Annotated in this window: 19 protein-coding genes and 1 pseudogene; 10 read left to right on the forward strand and 10 right to left on the reverse strand. The window is 64.3% G+C overall.

The window, feature by feature from the left end:
* Nucleotides 1-87: 87 nt before the first annotated feature.
* Together GGR90_RS12620 and GGR90_RS12625 are read right to left on the reverse strand one after the other, a co-directional pair.
* Nucleotides 88-960, reverse strand: coding sequence for an LOG family protein (locus GGR90_RS12620; protein WP_167921809.1), 873 nt, complete (start codon nt 958-960; stop codon nt 88-90).
* A 314-nt stretch (nt 961-1,274) separates the two neighbouring features.
* Complete coding sequence (locus tag GGR90_RS12625) at nt 1,275-1,976, reverse strand: extensin family protein (RefSeq protein WP_167922137.1); 702 nt, start codon at nt 1,974-1,976, stop codon at nt 1,275-1,277.
* Between the two features lie 172 nt (nt 1,977-2,148).
* Here GGR90_RS12625 and GGR90_RS12630 point away from each other — a divergent pair, with 172 nt between their 5' ends.
* The 3 genes from GGR90_RS12630 to GGR90_RS12640 all read left to right on the forward strand — a co-directional run bounded on the left by GGR90_RS12630 (nt 2,149) and on the right by GGR90_RS12640 (nt 6,227).
* Nucleotides 2,149-3,276, forward strand: a complete 1,128-nt coding sequence (locus GGR90_RS12630) for a phosphoserine transaminase (protein WP_167921810.1) — start codon at nt 2,149-2,151, stop codon at nt 3,274-3,276.
* Between the two features lie 106 nt (nt 3,277-3,382).
* Nucleotides 3,383-4,969, forward strand: a complete 1,587-nt coding sequence (gene serA / locus GGR90_RS12635; protein WP_167921811.1) for a phosphoglycerate dehydrogenase — start codon at nt 3,383-3,385, stop codon at nt 4,967-4,969.
* 145 nt (nt 4,970-5,114) lie between these two features.
* On the forward strand, nt 5,115-6,227 hold the full coding sequence (locus tag GGR90_RS12640) for an ATP phosphoribosyltransferase regulatory subunit (protein WP_167921812.1): 1,113 nt from the start codon (nt 5,115-5,117) through the stop codon (nt 6,225-6,227).
* On the opposite strand, the gene GGR90_RS12645 is transcribed toward GGR90_RS12640, so the two are convergent.
* Nucleotides 6,224-6,601 carry a DOPA 4,5-dioxygenase family protein gene (locus GGR90_RS12645; RefSeq protein WP_167921813.1) on the reverse strand — a complete coding sequence of 126 codons (378 nt, stop codon included), beginning with the start codon at nt 6,599-6,601 and terminating at the stop codon, nt 6,224-6,226. The two genes, GGR90_RS12640 and GGR90_RS12645, sit on opposite strands and share 4 nt — an antisense overlap.
* A 133-nt stretch (nt 6,602-6,734) precedes the next feature.
* Here GGR90_RS12645 and GGR90_RS12650 point away from each other — a divergent pair, with 133 nt between their 5' ends.
* Together GGR90_RS12650 and GGR90_RS12655 are read left to right on the forward strand one after the other, a co-directional pair.
* Nucleotides 6,735-8,024, forward strand: a complete 1,290-nt coding sequence (locus GGR90_RS12650) for an adenylosuccinate synthase (RefSeq protein WP_167921814.1) — start codon at nt 6,735-6,737, stop codon at nt 8,022-8,024.
* A 187-nt stretch (nt 8,025-8,211) separates the two neighbouring features.
* Nucleotides 8,212-8,802 (forward strand): NADPH-dependent FMN reductase, encoded by a 591-nt coding sequence (locus GGR90_RS12655; RefSeq protein ID WP_167921815.1) that lies wholly within the window; start codon nt 8,212-8,214, stop codon nt 8,800-8,802.
* On the opposite strand, the gene GGR90_RS12660 is transcribed toward GGR90_RS12655, so the two are convergent.
* The 3 genes from GGR90_RS12660 to GGR90_RS12670 form a co-directional block, all read right to left on the reverse strand.
* Entirely contained in the window at nt 8,799-10,115 is a 1,317-nt protein-coding gene (locus GGR90_RS12660) for a spinster family MFS transporter (protein WP_167921816.1), read from the reverse strand. The two genes, GGR90_RS12655 and GGR90_RS12660, sit on opposite strands and share 4 nt — an antisense overlap.
* Before the next feature lie 132 nt (nt 10,116-10,247).
* Nucleotides 10,248-10,733 (reverse strand): DUF2721 domain-containing protein, encoded by a 486-nt coding sequence (locus GGR90_RS12665; protein WP_245198651.1) that lies wholly within the window; start codon nt 10,731-10,733, stop codon nt 10,248-10,250.
* Nucleotides 10,730-11,944 (reverse strand): LL-diaminopimelate aminotransferase, encoded by a 1,215-nt coding sequence (locus tag GGR90_RS12670; protein ID WP_167921817.1) that lies wholly within the window; start codon nt 11,942-11,944, stop codon nt 10,730-10,732. The genes GGR90_RS12665 and GGR90_RS12670 overlap by 4 nt, the downstream gene beginning before the upstream one ends.
* A 116-nt stretch (nt 11,945-12,060) precedes the next feature.
* Here GGR90_RS12670 and GGR90_RS12675 point away from each other — a divergent pair.
* Nucleotides 12,061-13,833: pseudogene (locus GGR90_RS12675) on the forward strand (PHA/PHB synthase family protein).
* A gap of 214 nt (nt 13,834-14,047) precedes the next feature.
* On the opposite strand, the gene GGR90_RS19500 reads toward GGR90_RS12675, so the two are convergent.
* Nucleotides 14,048-14,278, reverse strand: coding sequence for a hypothetical protein (locus GGR90_RS19500; RefSeq protein ID WP_245198652.1), 231 nt, complete (start codon nt 14,276-14,278; stop codon nt 14,048-14,050).
* On the opposite strand from GGR90_RS19500, the gene GGR90_RS19505 reads away from it, so the two are divergent.
* Both GGR90_RS19505 and clpS read left to right on the forward strand, forming a co-directional pair.
* Nucleotides 14,262-14,708: a phasin family protein gene (locus tag GGR90_RS19505; RefSeq protein WP_245198653.1), complete on the forward strand. Its 447-nt coding sequence runs from the start codon at nt 14,262-14,264 to the stop codon at nt 14,706-14,708. The two genes, GGR90_RS19500 and GGR90_RS19505, sit on opposite strands and share 17 nt — an antisense overlap.
* Before the next feature lie 196 nt (nt 14,709-14,904).
* Nucleotides 14,905-15,267: an ATP-dependent Clp protease adapter ClpS gene (clpS, locus tag GGR90_RS12685; protein WP_381449594.1), complete on the forward strand. Its 363-nt coding sequence runs from the start codon at nt 14,905-14,907 to the stop codon at nt 15,265-15,267.
* Here clpS and GGR90_RS12690 read toward each other — a convergent pair whose 3' ends face one another.
* A complete protein-coding gene (locus GGR90_RS12690) occupies nt 15,268-15,759 on the reverse strand; it encodes a winged helix-turn-helix transcriptional regulator (RefSeq protein ID WP_167921820.1) in 492 nt (163 codons plus the stop codon).
* Nucleotides 15,760-15,837: 78 nt separating this feature from the next.
* Between GGR90_RS12690 and GGR90_RS12695 the strand changes: the two genes are divergently transcribed.
* Nucleotides 15,838-16,569 carry an SDR family NAD(P)-dependent oxidoreductase gene (locus tag GGR90_RS12695; RefSeq protein ID WP_167921821.1) on the forward strand — a complete coding sequence of 244 codons (732 nt, stop codon included), beginning with the start codon at nt 15,838-15,840 and terminating at the stop codon, nt 16,567-16,569.
* A complete protein-coding gene (locus GGR90_RS12700; RefSeq protein ID WP_167921822.1) occupies nt 16,563-17,165 on the forward strand; it encodes a 2-hydroxychromene-2-carboxylate isomerase in 603 nt (200 codons plus the stop codon). The genes GGR90_RS12695 and GGR90_RS12700 overlap by 7 nt, the downstream gene beginning before the upstream one ends.
* On the opposite strand, the gene GGR90_RS12705 is transcribed toward GGR90_RS12700, so the two are convergent.
* Nucleotides 17,162-18,082, reverse strand: a complete 921-nt coding sequence (locus tag GGR90_RS12705) for a DMT family transporter (RefSeq protein ID WP_167921823.1) — start codon at nt 18,080-18,082, stop codon at nt 17,162-17,164. The genes GGR90_RS12700 and GGR90_RS12705 overlap by 4 nt on opposite strands.
* Nucleotides 18,083-18,568: 486 nt before the next feature.
* The gene (locus tag GGR90_RS12710; protein WP_167921824.1) at nt 18,569-19,585 is read right to left on the reverse strand and encodes a DUF3011 domain-containing protein; all 1,017 of its coding nucleotides are present in this window, start codon (nt 19,583-19,585) and stop codon (nt 18,569-18,571) included.
* Between the last annotated feature and the right edge of the window lie 127 nt (nt 19,586-19,712).

Raw genomic sequence — 19,712 nt, forward strand, 5'->3', positions numbered from 1 at the left:
GTTAAGGGTTGGGCATGCCCCCGGCATGCCCAAGGATTGTCCGGGGGACAATCCGACCCTTCACTCCTTCGCGGGGGCGACGTAAAATCAATGCTCCTCGATGTTCGCGTAGAAATCCGTGACGATCTTCCACGCCTCATCAGCGGTCTCGACGAACCGGAAGAGATCAAGGTCGCGCGCGCTGACCACGCCCTCTTCGACCAGCGCCTCGAAATTGACCACGCGCTGCCAGAACTCCTTGCCGAACAGCACGATCGGGATCGGCTTGATCTTGCCCGTCTGGATCAGCGTCAACAGCTCGAACATCTCGTCGAACGTTCCGAAACCGCCCGGAAAGACGCACACCGCGCGCGCACGAAGCAGGAAGTGCATCTTGCGCAGCGCGAAATAGTGGAACTGGAAGCTCAGCGACGGGGTGACGAAACGGTTCGGCGCCTGTTCGTGCGGCAACACGATGTTGAGCCCGATCGATTCGCGGCCCTCGTCGTCGGCGCCGCGGTTCGCCGCCTCCATGATCGATGGCCCGCCGCCCGAGCAGACGACGAAATGGCGGCAGCCCTTGTCGTCGCAGGGATATTGGCTCGCCAGCCGCGCCAGCGCGCGCGCCTCGTCATAATATTTCGCCTTCGCCTTCAGCCGACGGGCGATGTTGCGCTGCGCGTCGTCGGTCGCCGCCGTCTCGAGCATATCGGCCTGTGACGGTTCGGGAATGCGCGCCGAACCGTAAATGACCAGCGTCGATTCGATCCCGGCTTCGTCGAGCAGCAATTCGGGCTTGAGCAGTTCGAGCTGGAACCGGACGGGGCGCAGATCCTCGCGCAGCAGGAAGTCCTTGTCCTGAAACGCAAGCTTGTAAGCGGGGTGCGCCGTCTGCGGGGTGGTGGTCGCCTGCTTGGCGAACTGCGCGTCATCCTTGGCCTTGTGGAAACGCGAACGATGGGGTTGTTTATCTTCTGCCATGTGGGGGTCAGGACCTGTACTTTGCACGGTTGAGGCATCAAAATGGCGAAGATAACGGGCCAAAATTCCGGCCGGGCATAGTGGTTCTATGTCCAAGGGAATTTTGGCCCGTTATCGAAGCCATTTTGATGTCCCTGCGGGATTTGGCCGATTTTGTCCATTGCCGCGTCGGCGAGCCTTGGAATATCGACATATGTCATCGGCCCGCCTCCCTGCACTGAACAAAATCGGCTCAAACCTCAGCCGTGCAAAGTACAGGTCCTGACCCCTTGACGGCTAGCCGGTCCGCATGACTTTGCCAAGACGGACGGGCTTCAACGGCAGTAGCCGTTGCCGCTCATGTCGAAGTGGAAATGATTATAGTGGGCCGCGTTGTAATCGGGACCGAGCACGGTGCCGAAACGGCGGCAGCCCGATTTGTGCAGCGCGCGCAGAAAATCCTGCGAAGGCTTGTCGCCATCCCATCCACCATCGAGCATGATGCGGCGTCCGTCGGCGAGCACGAAGCCCGAAACGTCGATCGCGTTCGAATAGGCGTGCTGCGACAGCCGGCCCGAGCGGCCGCCATAGATGTTGCGACAGCTGTAGGTGCCGTAGGTTTCGATTTTCACGACCTCGGTCCCGAAATATTTCCGCGCCGCGGGCTTCACCGCATATTGCGCCCAAGCCGCGAAATTTTTCGCGAGCGGGCAAGTCATCGCGCCGATCCCCGACACCGGCACACCGACGTCGAGCAGCTTCACCGAATCGATCGAGGTGCAGCCGCCGCCATGATCCTGGTTGGAAAGCGGCGTGAAGCGAACCCCGGCCTGCTTGAGGTCGAAGGCGCATTGCTGCGCTTCGGCGCTGGTGAAGGACGGGGTGCCGACCGCTTGCGGGCGGCTCGGCTTGCTCGCCGACGTCCGTTTCCCGCCACCGTTCTTCATCGCCTCGGGCGCTCCGAAACAGGCGGAAAGCGCGAACGCCGCGCTGGCGGCGATCAGGATCCGGGGCTTCAAGAAGGTCGGGATCGGCATGGCCGTCAAATTACCGACGAAATGGTTAACAAGCTGTATACCATTTTCTCCACTCGTCGAAAATTTCGCGCGGCCCGTGCAATTTATTTGACAGCCCGCGCCGCATCCCTAAACGCGGCGCCGGGCCACGCGGTCCCAACGCCGCGCGAGCTCTCTGCAAGGAGAGACTATGATGAGTGAAGTGCTTACGCCACAGTTGCGCCCCGCGCGCCCGTTTTTCTCTTCCGGACCTTGCGCGAAGCCGCCGGTCTGGTTCCCCGAAAAGCTCCAAACCGAATCGCTCGGCCGGTCGCACCGCGCCAAGATCGGCAAGACGCGCCTGCAGCTCTGCATCGACCTGATGCGCGAGATGCTGCAGCTGCCCGATACGCACCGCATCGGCATCGTTCCGGGCTCGGACACCGGCGCCTTCGAGATGGCGATGTGGACCATGCTCGGCGCGCGCCCCGTGACGACGCTCGCCTGGGAGAGCTTCGGCGAGGGCTGGGTCACCGATGCCGCGAAGCAGCTCAAGCTCGACCCCACCGTCATCCGCGCCGATTACGGCCAGCTTCCCGACCTCGGCCAGGTCGACTGGTCGAACGACGTGCTCTTCACCTGGAACGGCACCACCAGCGGCGTCCGCGTCCCGAACGGCGACTGGATCGCCGCCGACCGCGAGGGCCTGAGCTTCGCCGACGCGACCAGCGCGGTGTTCGCCTACGACCTGCCGTGGGACAAGATCGACGTCGCGACTTTCAGCTGGCAGAAAGTGCTCGGCGGCGAAGGCGGCCATGGCGTGCTGATCCTCGGCCCGCGCGCGGTCGAACGGCTCGAAACCTACACCCCCGCCTGGCCGCTGCCGAAGGTGTTCCGCCTCGTCAGCAAGGGCGCGCTTTCTGAAGGCGTGTTCAAGGGCGAGACGATCAACACCCCGTCGATGCTCGCGGTCGAGGATGCGATCTTCGCGCTCGAATGGGCGAAATCCCTGGGCGGCCTCGACGGCCTGAAGGCGCGCAGCGACGCCAATGCGGCGGCGCTCGACAAGATCGTCGAAGACCGCGCGTGGCTGAGCCATCTCGCCGCCGATCCGGCGAGCCGCTCGAAGACCTCGGTCTGCCTGTCGGTCGCGGGCGCCGATGCGGATTTCATCAAGAAGTTCGCCGGGCTGCTCGAAAAGGAAGGCGCGGCTTACGACATCGCGGGCTATCGCGACGCGCCTCCGGGCCTGCGCATCTGGTGCGGCGCGACCGTCGACACCGCCGACATCGAAGCGCTCGGCCCGTGGCTCGACTGGGCCTACGCAAGCCTCTCCGCGTAACATTTTTTCGTCATCCCCGCGAAAGCGGGGACCCAGAGCGTGCTTGGGCTGACCCCACACTGGGTTCCCGCTTTCGCGGGAATGACGAGGTTAAAGGAATATCGAAATGACCCAACCCAAAGTCCTCATCAGCGACAAGATGGACCCCAAAGCCGAAGCGATCTTCAAGGAACGCGGCATCGACGTCGATGTCATCACCGGCAAGACCAAGGACGAGCTGATCGCGATGATCGGCGACTATGACGGCCTCGCGATCCGCTCGGCCACCAAGGTCACCGCCGACGTGCTCGCCGCCGCGACGAACCTGAAAGTCGTCGGCCGCGCCGGGATCGGCGTCGACAATGTCGACATTCCCGAAGCGTCGAAGAAGGGTGTCATCGTGATGAATACGCCCTTCGGCAACAGCATCACCACCGCCGAACATGCCATCGCGATGATGTTCGCCCTCGCGCGCCAGATTCCTGAAGCCAACACGGGAACCCAGGCGGGCAAATGGCCGAAGAATGATTTCATGGGCGTCGAGCTGACCTCGAAGACGCTCGGCCTGATCGGCTGCGGCAATATTGGCAGCATCGTCGCCGAGCGCGCGCTGGGCCTGCGCATGAAGGTCGTCGCCTTCGATCCCTTCCTGACCCCCGAGCGCGCGATCGAACTCGGCGTCGAAAAGGCCGATCTCGATACCTTGCTCGCCAAGGCCGATTTCATCACGCTGCATACGCCGCTGACCGACCAGACGCGCAACATCCTGTCGAAGGAAAATCTGGCGAAGGCCAAGAAGGGCGTGCGCATCATCAACTGCGCGCGCGGCGGGCTGATCGACGAAGCGGCGCTCGAAGCCGCGCTGAAATCGGGCCATGTCGCGGGCGCGGCGCTCGATGTTTTCGCGCAGGAACCGCCGGCGGCTGATCACCCGCTGTTCGGCGCCCCTAACTTCATCTGCACGCCGCACCTCGGCGCGTCGACCGACGAAGCGCAGGTCAATGTCGCGATCCAGGTGGCCGAACAGCTGTCGGATTACCTGCTCACCGGCGGCATCACCAACGCGCTCAACGTCCCGAGCCTGTCGGCTGAGGAGGCGCCGAAGCTGCGCCCCTATATGAGCCTCGCCGAAAAGCTCGGCAGCCTCGTCGGCCAGCTCGCGCACGACAATCTCACGACGATCTCGGTCGAGGTCGAGGGCGCCGCCGCCGAACTCAACCTCAAGCCGATCACCGCCGCGGTGCTGACCGGCCTGATGCGCCGCTATTCGGACAGCGTGAACATGGTCAACGCGCCGCATCTCGCGCGCGAACGCGGGCTCGACGTGCGCGAAGTGCGCCACGACCGCGACGGCGATTACCACACGCTCGTCCGCGTCACCGTCGCCACCGAACAGGGTGATCGCTCGGTCGCGGGCACGCTGTTCAGCAACGGCGACCCGCGCCTGGTCGAAATGTTCGGGATCAAGGTCGAGGCCGACCTCGACGGTCATATGCTCTACATCGTCAACGAGGACGCGCCGGGCTTCATCGGCCGCATCGGCACCGCGCTCGGCGAAGCGGGGCTCAACATCGGCACCTTCCACCTCGGCCGCCGCGATGCCGGCGGCGAAGCGGTGCTGCTGTTGTCGCTCGATTCGCCGATGCCCGAACCGCTTCTGTGGCAGCTTTGCCAGCTTCCCGGCGTGAAGACGGTGAAGGGTTTGAAGTTCTGACCTTAAGTCCCCCTCCCGCTTGCGGGAGGGGTTAGGGGAGGGCATGTCGAGGGCGGGCTTGAATTAACAGGCCCTCCCCCCGACCCCTCCCACAAGTGGGAGGGGAGTTATTGACTCCGCCCTCCGCCGTTCTAAGGCCGCACCCATGACCAAGGCCCCTGCCCTGCTGCCCGAAGGCCTCCGCGACCGCCTCCCCCGCCAGGCGGAGGCCGCGTCGCGCGTTACGCGCGCGCTGGTCGATGCGATGCGTGCGCATGGCTATGGCCGCGTCTCGCCGCCGCTCGCGGAGTTTCGCGAGACGCTCGGCGGCGATGACGACCGCTCGACCCGCGACCTGCTCCGATTCACCGACCCGGTGTCGCAGCGCACCCTCGCGCTGCGCCCCGACATCACGCGGCAGGTCGGCCGCATCGCCACGTCGCTGCTCGCGAAAGCGCCCCGCCCGCTCCGCCTCTGCTATGCCGGTCAGGTCGTCAAACTGCGCGCGAGCCAGCTTCGCCCCGCGCGCGAGATGCTGCAGGTCGGTGCCGAGCTGATCGGTAGCGACAGCGTCGCCGCGGCGCGCGAGATCGTCACCGTCGCGATTGACGCGCTGGAAGCGGCAGGGATCGGCCCGGTGACCATCGACTTCACCCTGCCCGACGTCGTCGACCTCCTCGCGAACGGCCCGCTTCCGGTCGATGCCGATATCCAGCAATTGCGCGACGAACTCGACGCCAAGGATGCGGGCGCGCTCACGCGGCTCGGCGCCGAGGCCTATCTGCCGCTGCTCCGCGCCACGGGGCCGTTCGATCAAGCGATTGCGGATCTGCGTGCGTTCGACACCAGCGGCGTCCTCACCGCGCGCATCGACGCACTCGAAGCGATCGCCGCGCCGGTTCGCGAGCGCGTGACGCTGACGCTCGATCCGACCGAGCGTCACGGTTTCGCCTATCAAAGCTGGTTCGGTTTTCAGATCTTCGTGCCCGGACAAGGCGACGCGGTCGGCCGCGGCGGCGGCTACTCGATTCCCGTCGGCGAACAGGAAGAATCGGCCGTCGGCTTCTCGCTCTATCCCGATCCGCTGATCGACGCCGGACTTGGCGCAGAAAATGACGCCGACCGCCGCATCTTCCTGCCGCTCGGCCACGACCCGGCGCTCGCGGCGAGCCTGCGTGCCGACGATTGGCAGACGGTCACGGCGCTGTCCGAAAGCGACGATGCGCGGGCGCTCGGTTGCGGGTTCATTCTCGGTCCTGACGGACCGGTCGAAGCTTAATAGTCCGATACCCCAAAGCGCGGAATGCCCTGATTGACGCCGGGCGGATCGAGCACGGTCACATCGAGTTCGACCGGCTCACCGATCCAGTGTGCCCGCGTCGTATGATCGGCGAGATCGTTGTCGGTCAGCGGATGGACCAGCGCGCGAAGTCCCGTCGCCTCGATCATCGCAACGATCGCGGGAACCGCAGCACCGAGGAAATGCACCTCGTATTGCGCGATAGGGTGTGGCCCCGCGGCGCCGTCGGTCATATCACCAACGAACAGGATCTCCGCGTCGCGCCCGAACCCTTCGCGCAATTCGGTAGCGGCGGCGCGCTCGGCATCGTCGAAATAGATATGGGCATGATAGGGGGCATTGGGTTCGATCATCGCGGACATCCTTCCGTCCGCCTCGCTACTCCGCCAAAAAGAGCGGCGCAACCATGCCACTGCCCTTGCCTCTACGGCCAAATCCGCTAAGGCCGCGCCGGGTCAGGATGACCCCGCACAGCAGGACAGCATCATGGCAAATGTTACCGTCATCGGGTCGCAATGGGGCGACGAGGGCAAGGGCAAGATCGTCGACTGGCTCGCCAGCCGCGCCGACGCCGTGGTCCGTTTCCAGGGCGGTCACAATGCCGGCCATACGCTCGTCGTCGGCGAGCAGGTCTACAAGCTATCGCTGCTCCCCTCGGGCATCGTCACCGGCACGCTGTCGATCATCGGCAACGGCGTCGTCCTCGACCCGTGGGCGCTGCGCGACGAGATTACCAAGCTGCGCGGCCAGGGTGTCGCCATCAATCCCGAGAATTTCGCGATCGCCGACAATTGCGCGCTGATCCTGCCGTTTCACCGCGACCTCGACGCGCTGCGCGAGACCGCCGCGGGCGCGGGCAAGATCGGCACCACCGGCCGCGGTATCGGCCCCGCCTATGAGGACAAGGTCGGCCGCCGCGCGATCCGTGTTTGCGACCTCGCCCACCTCGACAAGCTCGAACCCCAGCTCGACCGCCTGACCGCGCACCACGACGCGCTGCGCGCCGGGTTCGGCGAGCCGCCGATCGACCGCGAGCGCCTGATCGCCGACCTCTCCGAAATCGCCGACTATGTGCTCGAATATGCGCAGCCGGTGTGGAAGCGCCTGAAAAAGGTCCGCAAGGCCGGCGCGCGCATCCTGTTCGAAGGCGCGCAGGGCGTGCTGCTCGACATCGACCACGGCACCTATCCCTTCGTCACCAGTTCGAACACGGTGAGCGGCACCGCGGCGAGCGGTTCGGGCCTCGGCCCGTCGGCGGTCGGCTTCGTGCTCGGCATTGCCAAGGCCTATACGACGCGCGTCGGCAGCGGCCCCTTCCCGACCGAGCTCGAGGATGCGACCGGCCAGAAGCTCGGCGAGCGCGGGCATGAATTCGGCACCGTCACGGGACGCAAGCGTCGCTGCGGCTGGTTCGACGCGGTGCTTGTGCGGCAGAGCTGCGCAGTATCGGGCGTCACCGGCATCGCGCTCACCAAGCTCGACGTGCTCGACGGCTTCGACACGATCCGCATCTGCACCGGCTATCGCCTTCGCGGGAAAATCCTCGACTATTTCCCGGCGCATTCGGCCGATCAGGCCGAGGTCGAGCCGATCTACGAGGAAATGGACGGCTGGCACGAATCGACCGCCGGCGCGCGCAGCTATGCCGACCTGCCCGCGCAGGCGATCAAATATATCCAGCGCGTGCAGGAATTGATCGAAACCCCGATCGCGCTCGTATCGACCAGCCCCGAGCGCGAGGACACGATCCTGATCCGCGACCCGTTCAGCGACTGAGCCCAAAGCGCCGGTCGTCGCATGGAGGCGGCGACCGGACGCAAGCCGACGGCTCGTCGCTGAACTGCCATTCGCCGCGGAGTTGACTGTGGACGAGGCGACGCATCGGCCGCGTGCCGGGCGGCTGACATCGGGCAACCTAAGGCGTAAGGTGCTCGCGACCCCCAATCCATTCCAAGGTGAGCCCATGCCGCGCCATATCCTCGTCTTCTACGGCAGCTATCGCCGCGACCGGCAGGGCATCAAGCTCGCGCGCTGGCTCGTCGACGCCATCGATGCGCGCGGCGACCGCGCCGAACTCATCGACGCGAAGGCTGTCGACCTGCCGATGCTCGACCGCATGTACAAAGAGTATCCAAAGGGCGAAGCGCCCGCGGCGATGGAGGAGCTTGCAGGCAAGCTCCGCGCGGCCGACGGCTTTCTGTTCGTGACCGGCGAATATAATTGGGGGCCGCAGCCGGGGCTCAAGAACCTCACCGACCATTTCCTCGAGGAATGGTTCTGGCGCCCCGCCGCGATCGCCTGTTACTCGGCGGGGTCCTTCGCCGGGGTGCGCGCGATGATGGGATGGCGCGACATTTTGGGCGAAATGGGCATGGCGGTGATCTCGTCGATCCTGCCGGTCGCGCGCATCGGCAAAACCTTCGATGCCGAAGGCCGGCCAGCGGGTGACGAGGGCAAGCAGCTCGAACGGCTGTTTCCGCGCTTCGCCGAGGATCTCAATTGGTGGATCGACGCCGCAAAGGCGCAGCGCGCCAAGGTCGATCCGCCCTATTAACCCGATTTCAGCTCGCGGCCGAGCCGCAGGCTGGCGCGCCAGAAGAAGAAGGCGGGGATGAGGCCGAGCCACGCCGCGCCATAGAGGACGTAACGCACGCTTTCCTGCCCATAGGTAGGCGCCAGCGCGTCCGACAGGACGCCGAACAGGAACGGCCCGAAACCGAGGCCGATCAGATTCTGTCCGAACAGCATGATCGAGGCCGCGACCGCGCGCGCTTGCGGCCGCACCAGTCCCTGCACACAGCCATAGGCCGGTCCGTAATAGGCCGAGTTGAGGATGGTCGGCACGATCAGCAGCGCTACGGCGACCACCCAATTATCCATATGATAGCCGAGGAACAGCACCGGTGCCGCGAGCGCCATGCCATAGGCGGGCAAGGTCAATATGTGCTTCTTGTCGCGCGGCCCGAACTTGTCGGCGACCTTGCCGCCGAGCCAGGTGCCGAACACCCCCGCCAGCCCCAGCACGACCGCCATCGACAGCCCCGCTTCGGTGGTCGACAGCCCGTGGCTGCGGATGAAGAAGCTGATCGTCCACAGCGCCTTGCCGTAACCGAGGAAAGCGACCACCGACGACGCGATCAATATATAGACGAACGCGCGCGAGGCGAAGATTTCGCGCATCGCTTCGCCCGTTGAGAGCGGGGTCACCGCCGCGGCGGTCGCCGCGGCTTCGACCGTGCGGCTATGCCGCGGTTCGCGCATCACGAACAGCACCACGAGCGCCAGCAGCAATCCGGGGGCCCCGACGAGCATCAGCGCGATACGCCAGCCATAAAGATCGTTGACGATCCCGCCGATGATCAACCCGAGCAGCGAGCCGATCGGCACGCCGAGCCCGTAGAAGGCGATCGCCGACGAGCGTTTTTCGGGCGTCACGCTGTCGGCGATCAGCGAGTGCGCCGCAGGCGTACACCCCGCCTCGCCCACCCCGACGCCGATGCGCGCAAAGAGCAATTGCACGAAATTCTGCGCCAGCCCGCACACCGCGGTCATCGCCGACCATATTGTGAGTGCTAGCGCGATCAGCCGGACGCGGTTCGTCCCGTCCTTGTCGGCGTAACGCGCGATCGGGATACCGAGCAGCGCATAGAAGACCGCGAAGGCCGGGCCGGCGAGCAGTCCGAGCTGGGTATCCGAAAGTCCGAGATCGGCCTTGATCGGTTCGGCGAGGATATTGACGATCTGCCGGTCGAGGAAATTGAAGATATAGACGATCAGCAGGATCCACAGCATCGTCCGCGTCTGTGCGGAAACGCCATCGGCTGACGGCGAAGCGATACCCGGGGTCGGAGCGGCCTTATCAGTCATTTATCTCTCCCGCCGCCATCGGAGCAGACCGGAGGGACCGGTGTCAACGTCCTTGCGGCGCGCCGGAAATACCCGCTCGCAATTGCCGTTACGGCGACCGCCGCACAGCGCGCGGAAAAAATTTTTGGCCGGTCAGCGCCGGTCGCGACGCCGCTTCCAGTCCTTGTCCTCCAGTTCGAGCAATTCCATCGGGACGTGGATCGCGCGCACCGCGAGGCGGACCTCGACGAGAAAGAGGATCAGCGAGACGAGCAGCAACAGCATCGCCGCCGCAAAGGCCCACGACGCCGCGACGCCCAGATTGATGCCGGTAAAGGCCTGGGTGAACAGCAACGCGACGAGCAGGCAGACGACGATGCCACACGCCACGGCCGAGAGGATCGAATTGTTGATGATCCTCATCCGCCGGTCGGCGATGCGCAGTTCGGCGACGATGCGCTCATGCTCGACGCCTTCGGTGTCGGCCCAGCGTTCCATCAGGTTGCGCGACCGGTCGACGACGCGCGCGAGGCGCCCCGCAATGACGTTGAGCAAGCTGCCGGTCGCGACCAGCAGGAATACTGGCGTGACCGACAGCTGGATCGTCTGCGCAATCGCGCCGGCGTCGAGGCCCATCATCCCCCGGCTGCGACCGACGGCGTATTGACGCCGTGCATCGCAAGGAATTTGCGGACGTTGCGCGCCGCCTGCCGGATGCGCTGCTCATTCTCGACCATTGCGATGCGGACATAGCCTTCGCCGTCCTCGCCATAGCCGACGCCCGGCGCGACCGCGACCTTGGCGTGGGTCAAAAGCTGCTTGGAAAATTCGAGGCTGCCCATCTCCCTGAGCGCGGGGGGCAGCGGCGCCCAGGCGAACATCGACGCCGGCGGGCTCGGAATATCCCATCCGGCGCGGCCGAAGCTTTCGACCATCACGTCGCGGCGCTTCTGATACAGCTCGCGGTTCTTCGCGACGATGTCCTGCGGGCCGTTGAGCGCCGCGCAGGCCGCGGCCTGGATCGGGGTGAAGGCGCCATAATCGAGATAGGACTTCACCCGCGTCATCGCCGCGATCAGCCTTGTGTTGCCGACCGCGAAGCCCATACGCCAGCCCGCCATCGAATAGGTTTTCGACATCGAGGTGAATTCAACCGCGACATCCTTCGCACCCGGCACCTGCAGGATCGAGGGCGTCGGGTTGCCGTCGTAATAAAGCTCCGAGTAAGCGAGGTCCGAGAGCACCCAGACCTTATTCTCCTTCGCCCAGGCCACGAGCCGTTCGTAGAAGGCGAGATCAACGGCTTCGGCGGTCGGGTTCGACGGATAATTGACCACCAGGATCGACGGGCGCGGGACGGTGAAGGCCATGGCGCGGTCGAGCGCGCGCCAGTAATTCTCGTCGGGCGTCGTCGGCACGCTGCGGATGGTCGCCCCGGCGATGATGAAGCCGAAGGTATGGATCGGATAGCTCGGGTTCGGCGCGAGCACGACGTCGCCGGGGCCGGTGATCGCGGTCGCGAGGCTCGCAAGCCCCTCCTTCGACCCCATCGTCACGACAACCTCGGTTTCGGGGTCGAGCTCGACGTTGAAGCGGCGCCCGTAATAATTGGCCTGCGCGCGGCGAAGCCCCGGAATGCCCTTCGACTGCGAATAACCGTGCGCGTCGGGCTTCATCGCGACTTCGCAGAGCTTTTCGATCACATGCGCGGGCGGCGGCAGGTCGGGGTTGCCCATCCCCAGGTCGATGATGTCCTCTCCCGCGGCGCGGGCGGCCGCACGCATCGCATTCACTTCAGCGATGACGTAGGGCGGCAGGCGCTTGATGCGATAGAATTCATCTTCGGACATGGGAAACTAGAACAACTCCTTTGCGTTAACTGTTGAATTGACGCGCGCGGCGGTCTCGCCAGCCGCATCGCGGCTTGTTATAGGCATTATATCCGCACTGACCAGCAGGAACGAGCATGAGCGATACGGGTAAGGACGACACGACCGAAACGCCGAATCCCTTCATGCCGTCGCCCGATGATCTGCAGCATTGGGCCAGCGTCATGGGCCGCGCGCAGCAGATGATGTTCGAATATGCGCTGGGTCAGGCGAACGAGGGCAACAGCGCCGCCGCGAGCCTGTTCGACCCTGCAAGCTGGCTGCAGAATCCGACGACCCAGCTCTGGGCTGAACAATCGTCGAAGATGTGGGAACAGGGTGTGGCCTTCTGGACCTCGCTCGCGACGGTCCAGCCCTCCTTCACGCCGGACGCCGATGCGCCGAAGGACAAGCGGTTCGCCGATCCCGACTGGACTACAAACCCCGCCTTCGCACTGATCCGCCAGACCTATGGCCTGCTCGCCGAGCAATTGCTCACAACGACCCGCACGATGCAGGGGCTCGACGAACATGCACGCGCGAAGATGGAGTTCGCCGCGAAGAACATGACCGACGCGCTCTCGCCTTCGAACCTCGCGCTCACCAATCCCGAAGTAATCAAGCGCGCGGTCGAAACGCGCGGCGAAAGCCTGCTCAAGGGTTTGAAGCATATGCTGAGCGACCTGTCGCGCGGGCAGCTCTCGCACGTCGATCCCGACGCGTTCGAGGTCGGCGTGAATATCGCGATGACGCCAGGCAAGGTGATCCACGAGACCGATCTTTATCAGCTGATCCATTATGCGCCGACGACGAAGCAGGTTTTCACGGTCCCGCTCGTCATCTTCCCGCCGTAGATCAATCGCTTCTACATCCTCGATTTGAACCCCGCGAAAAGCTTCGTGGCCTGGGCGGTCGAACAGGGGCTCAGCGTCTTCATGGTGTCGTGGAAGTCGGCCGACGCGTCGATGAGCGAGGTCGTGTGGGACGATTATATCGCGGCGCAGGTCGATGCGATCGACACGGTGCGCGAGCTTCTTGACGTGCCGCACGTCCACACGATCGGCTATTGCGTCGCGGGCACCACGCTTGCCGCGACGCTGGCGATGCTCGCTGCGCGCGGCGAGGCCGACAAGGTCCGGTCGGTGACCTTCTTTACCGCGCAGGTCGATTTCGAACTGGCGGGCGACCTCAAGATGTTCGTCGACGAAAGCTATCTGACCTTGCTCCAGCAGCTGTCGGCGGGCGGCTTCCTCGATGGGCGCTATATGGCCGCGACCTTCAACAGCTTGCGCGGACGCGACCTTATCTGGAATTATGTCGTCAGCAATTATCTGCTTGGCAACGACTATCCGCCCTTCGACCTCCTTTATTGGAACGGCGATACGACGAACCTGCCCGCGAAGTGGCACCGGCAATATCTGGTCGACCTCTATCGCGACAATCGCATGGTGATCCCGAACAGCCTGACGGTGATGGGGACGCCGATCGACCTCAAGAAGATCGAGACCCCCGCCTATATCCAGGCGGGCCGCGAGGATCATATCGCGCCGCTCGCCAGCGTCTGGCGGCTAATGGATCATCTGTCGGGGCCCAAGACCTTCGTCCTCGCGGGTTCGGGGCACATCGCCGGCGTGGTCAACCCGCCCGCGGCGGGCAAATATCAATATTGGACCGGCGACAATCAGGCCGCGACGCTCGATGAGTTTGTTGCGGGCGCGGGCGAAACCAAGGGCAGCTGGTGGCCGCACTGGATTGGCTGGATTTCGCAGCAGGATGACGCAAAAACCGCAGCCAAAGGCGCGCGCATACCCGGAGAAGGTGCCAAAAAGGCCATCGAAGACGCCCCAGGCCGTTATGTCAAACAGCGGTAATATCTAGCGAATATTCTGCTTTCGGGGCGTAGCGACAAGAATTTTGTGCACTGCACAAAAATATCCTTGAAATCGCCGCGCCGCTCCTATATTGTGCACTGCAACATAGAGGAGTACCACCGATGGCTACCAAGATGGATAGTGCCGAAAAGGCTTTTGAAGCCGCGACGCTGGAAACCCCGGCCAAGCCGGTGGCGACTCCCGCCGCGCCTGTTCAAGCTGCTGCTCCGGCCGTAGCGAAGGCCGAACCGGCCCCTGCAAAGATCAAGACGGTGAAGGCAAAAGCCAAGCCGGCCGCGAAGAAGGCTGCTGCTCCCAAGGCGGTTGCCAAGAAGGTCGCTCCCAAGAAGGCGACTGTGAAAATTGCATCAAAGCCCCTTAAGGCCGCGCCGAAGCCGGTCGCTGCCGCCACCAAAGGATTCAAGACCATGAACGACACCGTCAAGAAGTTCGCCGACGAAGCGAAGACCCGCACCGAAGCCCTGACCGCCGATTTCAACGCGAAGGCGAAGGAGGCGATGAGCAAGACCAGCAAGTTCGCTGAGGAAGCCGTCGAATTCAACAAGGCGAACGTCGAAGCCCTCGTCGAATCGGGCAAGATCGCTGCCAAGGGCATCGAAACGCTTGGCCAGGAAGGCGTGACCTATGCTCGCAAGAGCTTCGAAGACACGACCGCCGCGCTGAAGGGCTATACCGCCGTCAAGACCCCGGCCGACTTCTTCAAACTCTATGCCGAAAACAGCAAGAAGGCGTTCGACGCCGCCGTTGCGCAGACCTCGAAGACCAGCGAACTCGTCGTCAAGCTGACGAACGACAGCTTCGCGCCGATCTCGAACCGCGTTTCGGTCATCACCTCGAAGATGAAGGCCGCCTAAGCGACTTCACTTCCCTCGTTGGCGCGGGCACCCTCCCCCTCCCTCCCCGCCTGCGCCGACACCCCAAGGCCGCTCGCTTCTTTTCAGAAGCGGGCGGTTCTTGTTTTTTGGCGCCGGCCAGCTGGCGAACAAGAGGTTAAAATCAGCGCGCGCGCCCCTTGCGCTTCGGCCGCGGCTTGCGATATTCCTGCCCATGATGTTTCCAGTTTCGACCATCCAGCCGGTCCGCGCCATGGCGGACAAGGACGAAGGCACACCCGGCACGCCCGGCGTCGGCATCGCGACGCGTACCCGCGCGAAGGCCAAAAAGCCCTCGATGTACAAGGTGCTGCTGCTCAACGACGATTATACGCCGATGGAATTCGTCGTGATGGTGCTCCAGCGTTTCTTCAACATGGACATCGAACAGGCGACGCAGGTGATGCTGCACGTTCACCAGCAGGGCGTCGGCGTGTGCGGCGTGTTCAGTTACGAGGTCGCCGAGACCAAGGTGAATCAGGTGATGGACGCCGCGCGGCAGAACCAGCATCCGCTGCAATGCACGCTGGAAAAAGCCTGATCAGCCAGCCTTTGCCGCCTGCTCGGCTTTGAGCGCCGCCGAGGGCTCCCCTCTCAGGTCGCCATAGCGCAGCGGCTCGCCGCAGCCGGGGCAGACGGTCGACGTGCCGACATCGGCGCCGCAAGCGCGATGAGTATAGCGCATGGCCGGCCCGGACCCCGTCTCGCCCTCTTCATAGGCCCAGCGTTCGGCCCAGTTGCGCATCGCATAGAGGACGTCGAACAGATCCTTGCCCTTTGCGGTCAGGCGATATTCGTAGCGCGGCGGGCGCTCCCGATAGGCGTGGCGTTCGATCACGCCTTGCTCGACCAGCAGCTTTAGCCGCGCAGACACGATCTGCGGACCGAGCCCAGTGTTCGCCGCGATCTCCTCGAACCGTCGCCGCCCGAAAAACAGGTCGCGCAGGATCAGAAGTACCGCACGGTCGCCGAGCAGTTCGGCCGAGCGGCCGACGGGGCAGAATGTGTCCGATAGATCCGCGCGTTTGGGCAAATTCAAACCTTCCTGTCGTCTTTTCTCTTGTCACTATGATTATCATAGTTACTATGATGCGCAAGAGGAGAGTCGCTCATGCCCAATCCCGCAGCCGTCATCATCGGAGCCGGCGACGCCACCGGCGGCGCCATCGCGCGCGTCTTTGCCGCGGAAGGCCTCACGGCCTGCGTCAACCGCCGGACACGAAACGCCGAGCAACTCGAAGCGCTCGCGCAGTCGATCCGCGACGAGGGGCACAAGGCGCGCGCCTTCCCCGCCGACGCCCGCGACGAAGAGGCGATGATCGCACTGTTCGACCAGATCGAGGCCGAGGTCGGCGCGGTCGAGGTCGCGGTGTTCAATATCGGCGCCAATGTGAACTTCCCGATCGCCGAGACGACGGTGCGCGTTTACACAAAGGTTTGGGAAATGGCCTGCCTCGGCGGTTTCCTGATGGGCCGCGAGGCGGCGAAGCGCATGAGCCCACGCGGCCGCGGCACGATCATCTTCACCGGCGCCACGGCGTCCTTGCGCGGTGGATCGGGCTTTGCGGCTTTCGCGGGCGCGAAGGGCGCGCTCCGCATGCTCGCCCAGTCGATGGCGCGCGAACTCGGACCGCAGGGCATTCACGTCGCGCACACGGTGATCGACGGCGCGATCGACACCGAATTCATCAAGGGCCGCCATCCCGATTTCGATAACGCCAAGGCGCAGGACCTGATCCTGAACCCCGGGGCCATTGCCGCCAATTATGTGATGCTCCACAATCAGCCCAAAAGCGCGTGGACGCACGAACTCGACCTTCGCCCGTGGGGAGAAAAATGGTGACCAAAACGCTCGAACTCATTTTCGATTTCGGCAGCCCCAACGCCTATCTTTGCATGAAGGCGCTCCCCGAACTCCTCGATCGAACCGGCGCCGATCTGGTCATCACCCCGTGCCTGCTCGGCGGCATCTTCAAGGCGACAGGCAACAAGGCGCCGATGGTCCAATATGCCGATGCGCCCGCGAAGCTCGCGTATGAGAATCTTGAAATGCGCCGCTTCATCGCGAAGCATGAGCTCGTCAAATTCCGCATTAATCCACATTTCCCCGTCAACACGCTGACGATCATGCGCGGCGCGATCGTCGCCGAGGACGAAGGCAATCTCGACGATTATGTCGACGTGGTGAACCGCGCGATGTGGGAGGAAGGCCTGAAGATGGACGATCCGGAGGTGATCGCGACTTTCCTGTCGGCGAACGGCTTCGACGGTCCGGCGTTGCTCGCGCGCACGCAGGAGCCCGCGATCAAGGCGAAGCTGGCCCAAAACACCGAAGCGGCGGTCGCGCGCAGGGTGTTCGGCATCCCGACCTTCTTCGTCGGCGGTGAGATGTTCTTTGGCAAGGACCGTCTCGCGCAGGTCGAGGAAGCGCTCGCCTAAGCTTGCGCCGCGGGCGGCGCACGTCCCGCAACGAGAATTCCGGCGACGATCAGCGCCAGCCCGGCAACATGAAACATGTGCAGCGCCTCGCCGAGGAACAGCATCGCCAGCCCTGCGCCCATCAGCGGCATCACATTCATATATTGCCCGGTCGCCGCCGACCCGATCAGTTCGACCCCGCGATTGAAGAAGAGATAGGCGAGGAAGGACGGGAAGATCGAGACATAGGCGATCGCGAGCGCGCTGCCCGCCACCGGAACGATCAGCCGTCCCGACCAGAGCTCATGCGCATAGACGGGCGCGATCACCGCTATCCCCACCACCATCGACGCCGCGAGAAAGCTTAGCGGATGCACCACCGGCCGCCGTCGCAGCAGCACCGAATAAAGCGCCCACAGCAATACCGCGCCGCCGATGATCGCATCGCCGATATTGAGCCGGAGTCCCCATAGCATCGCGGGATCGCCGCGCGCGATGATCGCCAGCACCCCGGCGAGCGAGATGAGCACGCCCGCGATCTGCCGTGCGCTCGTCCTGTCGCCCATCACCAATGCGCCGACGACGAGCACGAGCGCCGGCAGCGCCGACTGGATCAGCATCGAGTTGAGCGCGGTCGTGCTCTGCAGGCCGGTGTAAAGGAGGATATTGAACGATCCGATTGCCAGCGCACCGAGCAGCGCGACGATCGGCCAGTTCGCGCGCAGGACGGGCCAGTCGCGTTTCAGATGCGGCCAGGCGAGCGGGAGCAGCAGCAAAAGCGCAAACGTCCAACGCCAGAAGGACAGAGCCGCGGGCGGCACCAGATCGCGTGCCGCCCGCCCGACGATCGAATTGCCCGCCCAGAACAGCGCCGTCACCGTCAGCAGCGGATAGGCCCGCGACCAGATCGCCGCGAGCGGGCCCTCATTTCTCGTCATTCCGTGCCGAATCCCGTTCACGTCGCCAGATGCTCTTCCCTTCCACGGCTTGACCGAAAGATGCAATCGGGATGGAGCGACGGGTTTCGGCCGGTTGCTGCCGTTGCGCCTTAAATATCCGTTCGCATCGAGCGAAGTCGAGATGCCCATCGAGCTAGGCGCTACGTCGATGGGTGTCTCGACTTCGCTCGACACGAACGGAACGTGGAAATGTCCGCTACCGGCCTTGATCCTCCCTGTGGCGAAGCCATGAGGAGGTGGCAGCGCGGAGCGCTGACGGAGGGGCTATGACGCGACGTCGCTGCCCCTCCACCATCGCCTACGGCGCCTCGCGGGAAGCAACGCGCCCCGCGCGTTCCTTTTCCCGCTCGCTCCCCCTCCCCACGGCTTCGCCGCAGGGAGGATTTTAACGACAACTCTCCACCCCGGAACCGCCATCGTGCAACAGATACGCCACCGGCTCCCGACGAAAAGGCCGACCAAACCCTAACTGAAGTCGAGCTGGATGATCTGCGTCGGCGTCGCGCGGCAGTACATCTCCATCGCACGCGCACCGTCGGGATAGGTCGCGGTCATCGCCGCGCGGATGCGCCAGCCGCCATTGCCCTGCTCGAGGTGGACCAGCCGGTCGTATGACAGCCGTGTGCCGCCGGTCACCCCGATCTGGCGCGCCGCATCGTTCATGCAATTCTGCACCGATGGCCGCGCCGCGCTCGGCAAGGCCGAAAGATTGGCGCTCAGCGTCGCCGGGGGGCCCGCAGGATAGGTCGGCGTTGCCGTGCCGTCCTGAACCGGCTCCCCCGCTTCGGCCTTCTTCTTCTTGCTCTGGCTCGCGAGCAGCGCGAGCAGCCCGCCCGCGACGACGATACCGCCGATGATCAGGCCGGTGCTCGGCCCCTTGTCCTTGTCCTTTTCGGGCGGCCGGACGTTGCGATAGCCATAGCCGAAGTCGGCACGGCACCCGTTGTTCACCCAGACATAGTTCGCGGTATAGCCCCATTGCCGCCCCGCGTTGCAGCGCCCGCCGAGCCGGCGCACCAGCTCGACGCGGTCTTTCGTGGCGACATTGCATTGCTGATAGCGGTTGCTGCGCGACTCGCAGCGGATCGTTCCCGCATAATCGTCGACCGGCTGCGGCAGCGGCACCGGATAGCCGCCATTATTGGCATAGCCATAGCGGAATTCGGCGCGGCAGCCGCCCGACACCCATATCTGCGTCGCGGTGAAGCCCCAGTCGCGCCCTTTCGAACAGCGCCCGCCGATGACGCGCGCCAATTCGACGCGATTGTCCGTGCGGACGTTGCAGCGCTTGAGCTTGTTGTTTCGCGATTCGCAGCGGATCGTTCCGGCAAAGCCGTCGCCATAACCAGGGCGCGGCGGCTGAATCTGTGGACCGCCCGGCGGCGGATAGGGTAATGTCGTGGCCTGCGGCATCGCGGGCACGGCAAGTTGGCTGGCAATCAAAGTGGCCGTAGTCACGACCGTGACGACATTATTCCGCATGACCTTCTCCCCTGTGAAAAGTCGTTTTACGTAAACGCTGCGATTGTCGAGGCCCAATATGGGCACGAATAGTTTCACATTTTCGATGGGAAAGCCATGAGGAAAGCCGTTCGCTCATACGGCAACT

It is taken from the genome of Sphingopyxis italica, assembly GCF_011926545.1.
Classification (GTDB): Bacteria; Pseudomonadota; Alphaproteobacteria; order Sphingomonadales; family Sphingomonadaceae; genus Sphingopyxis; species Sphingopyxis italica.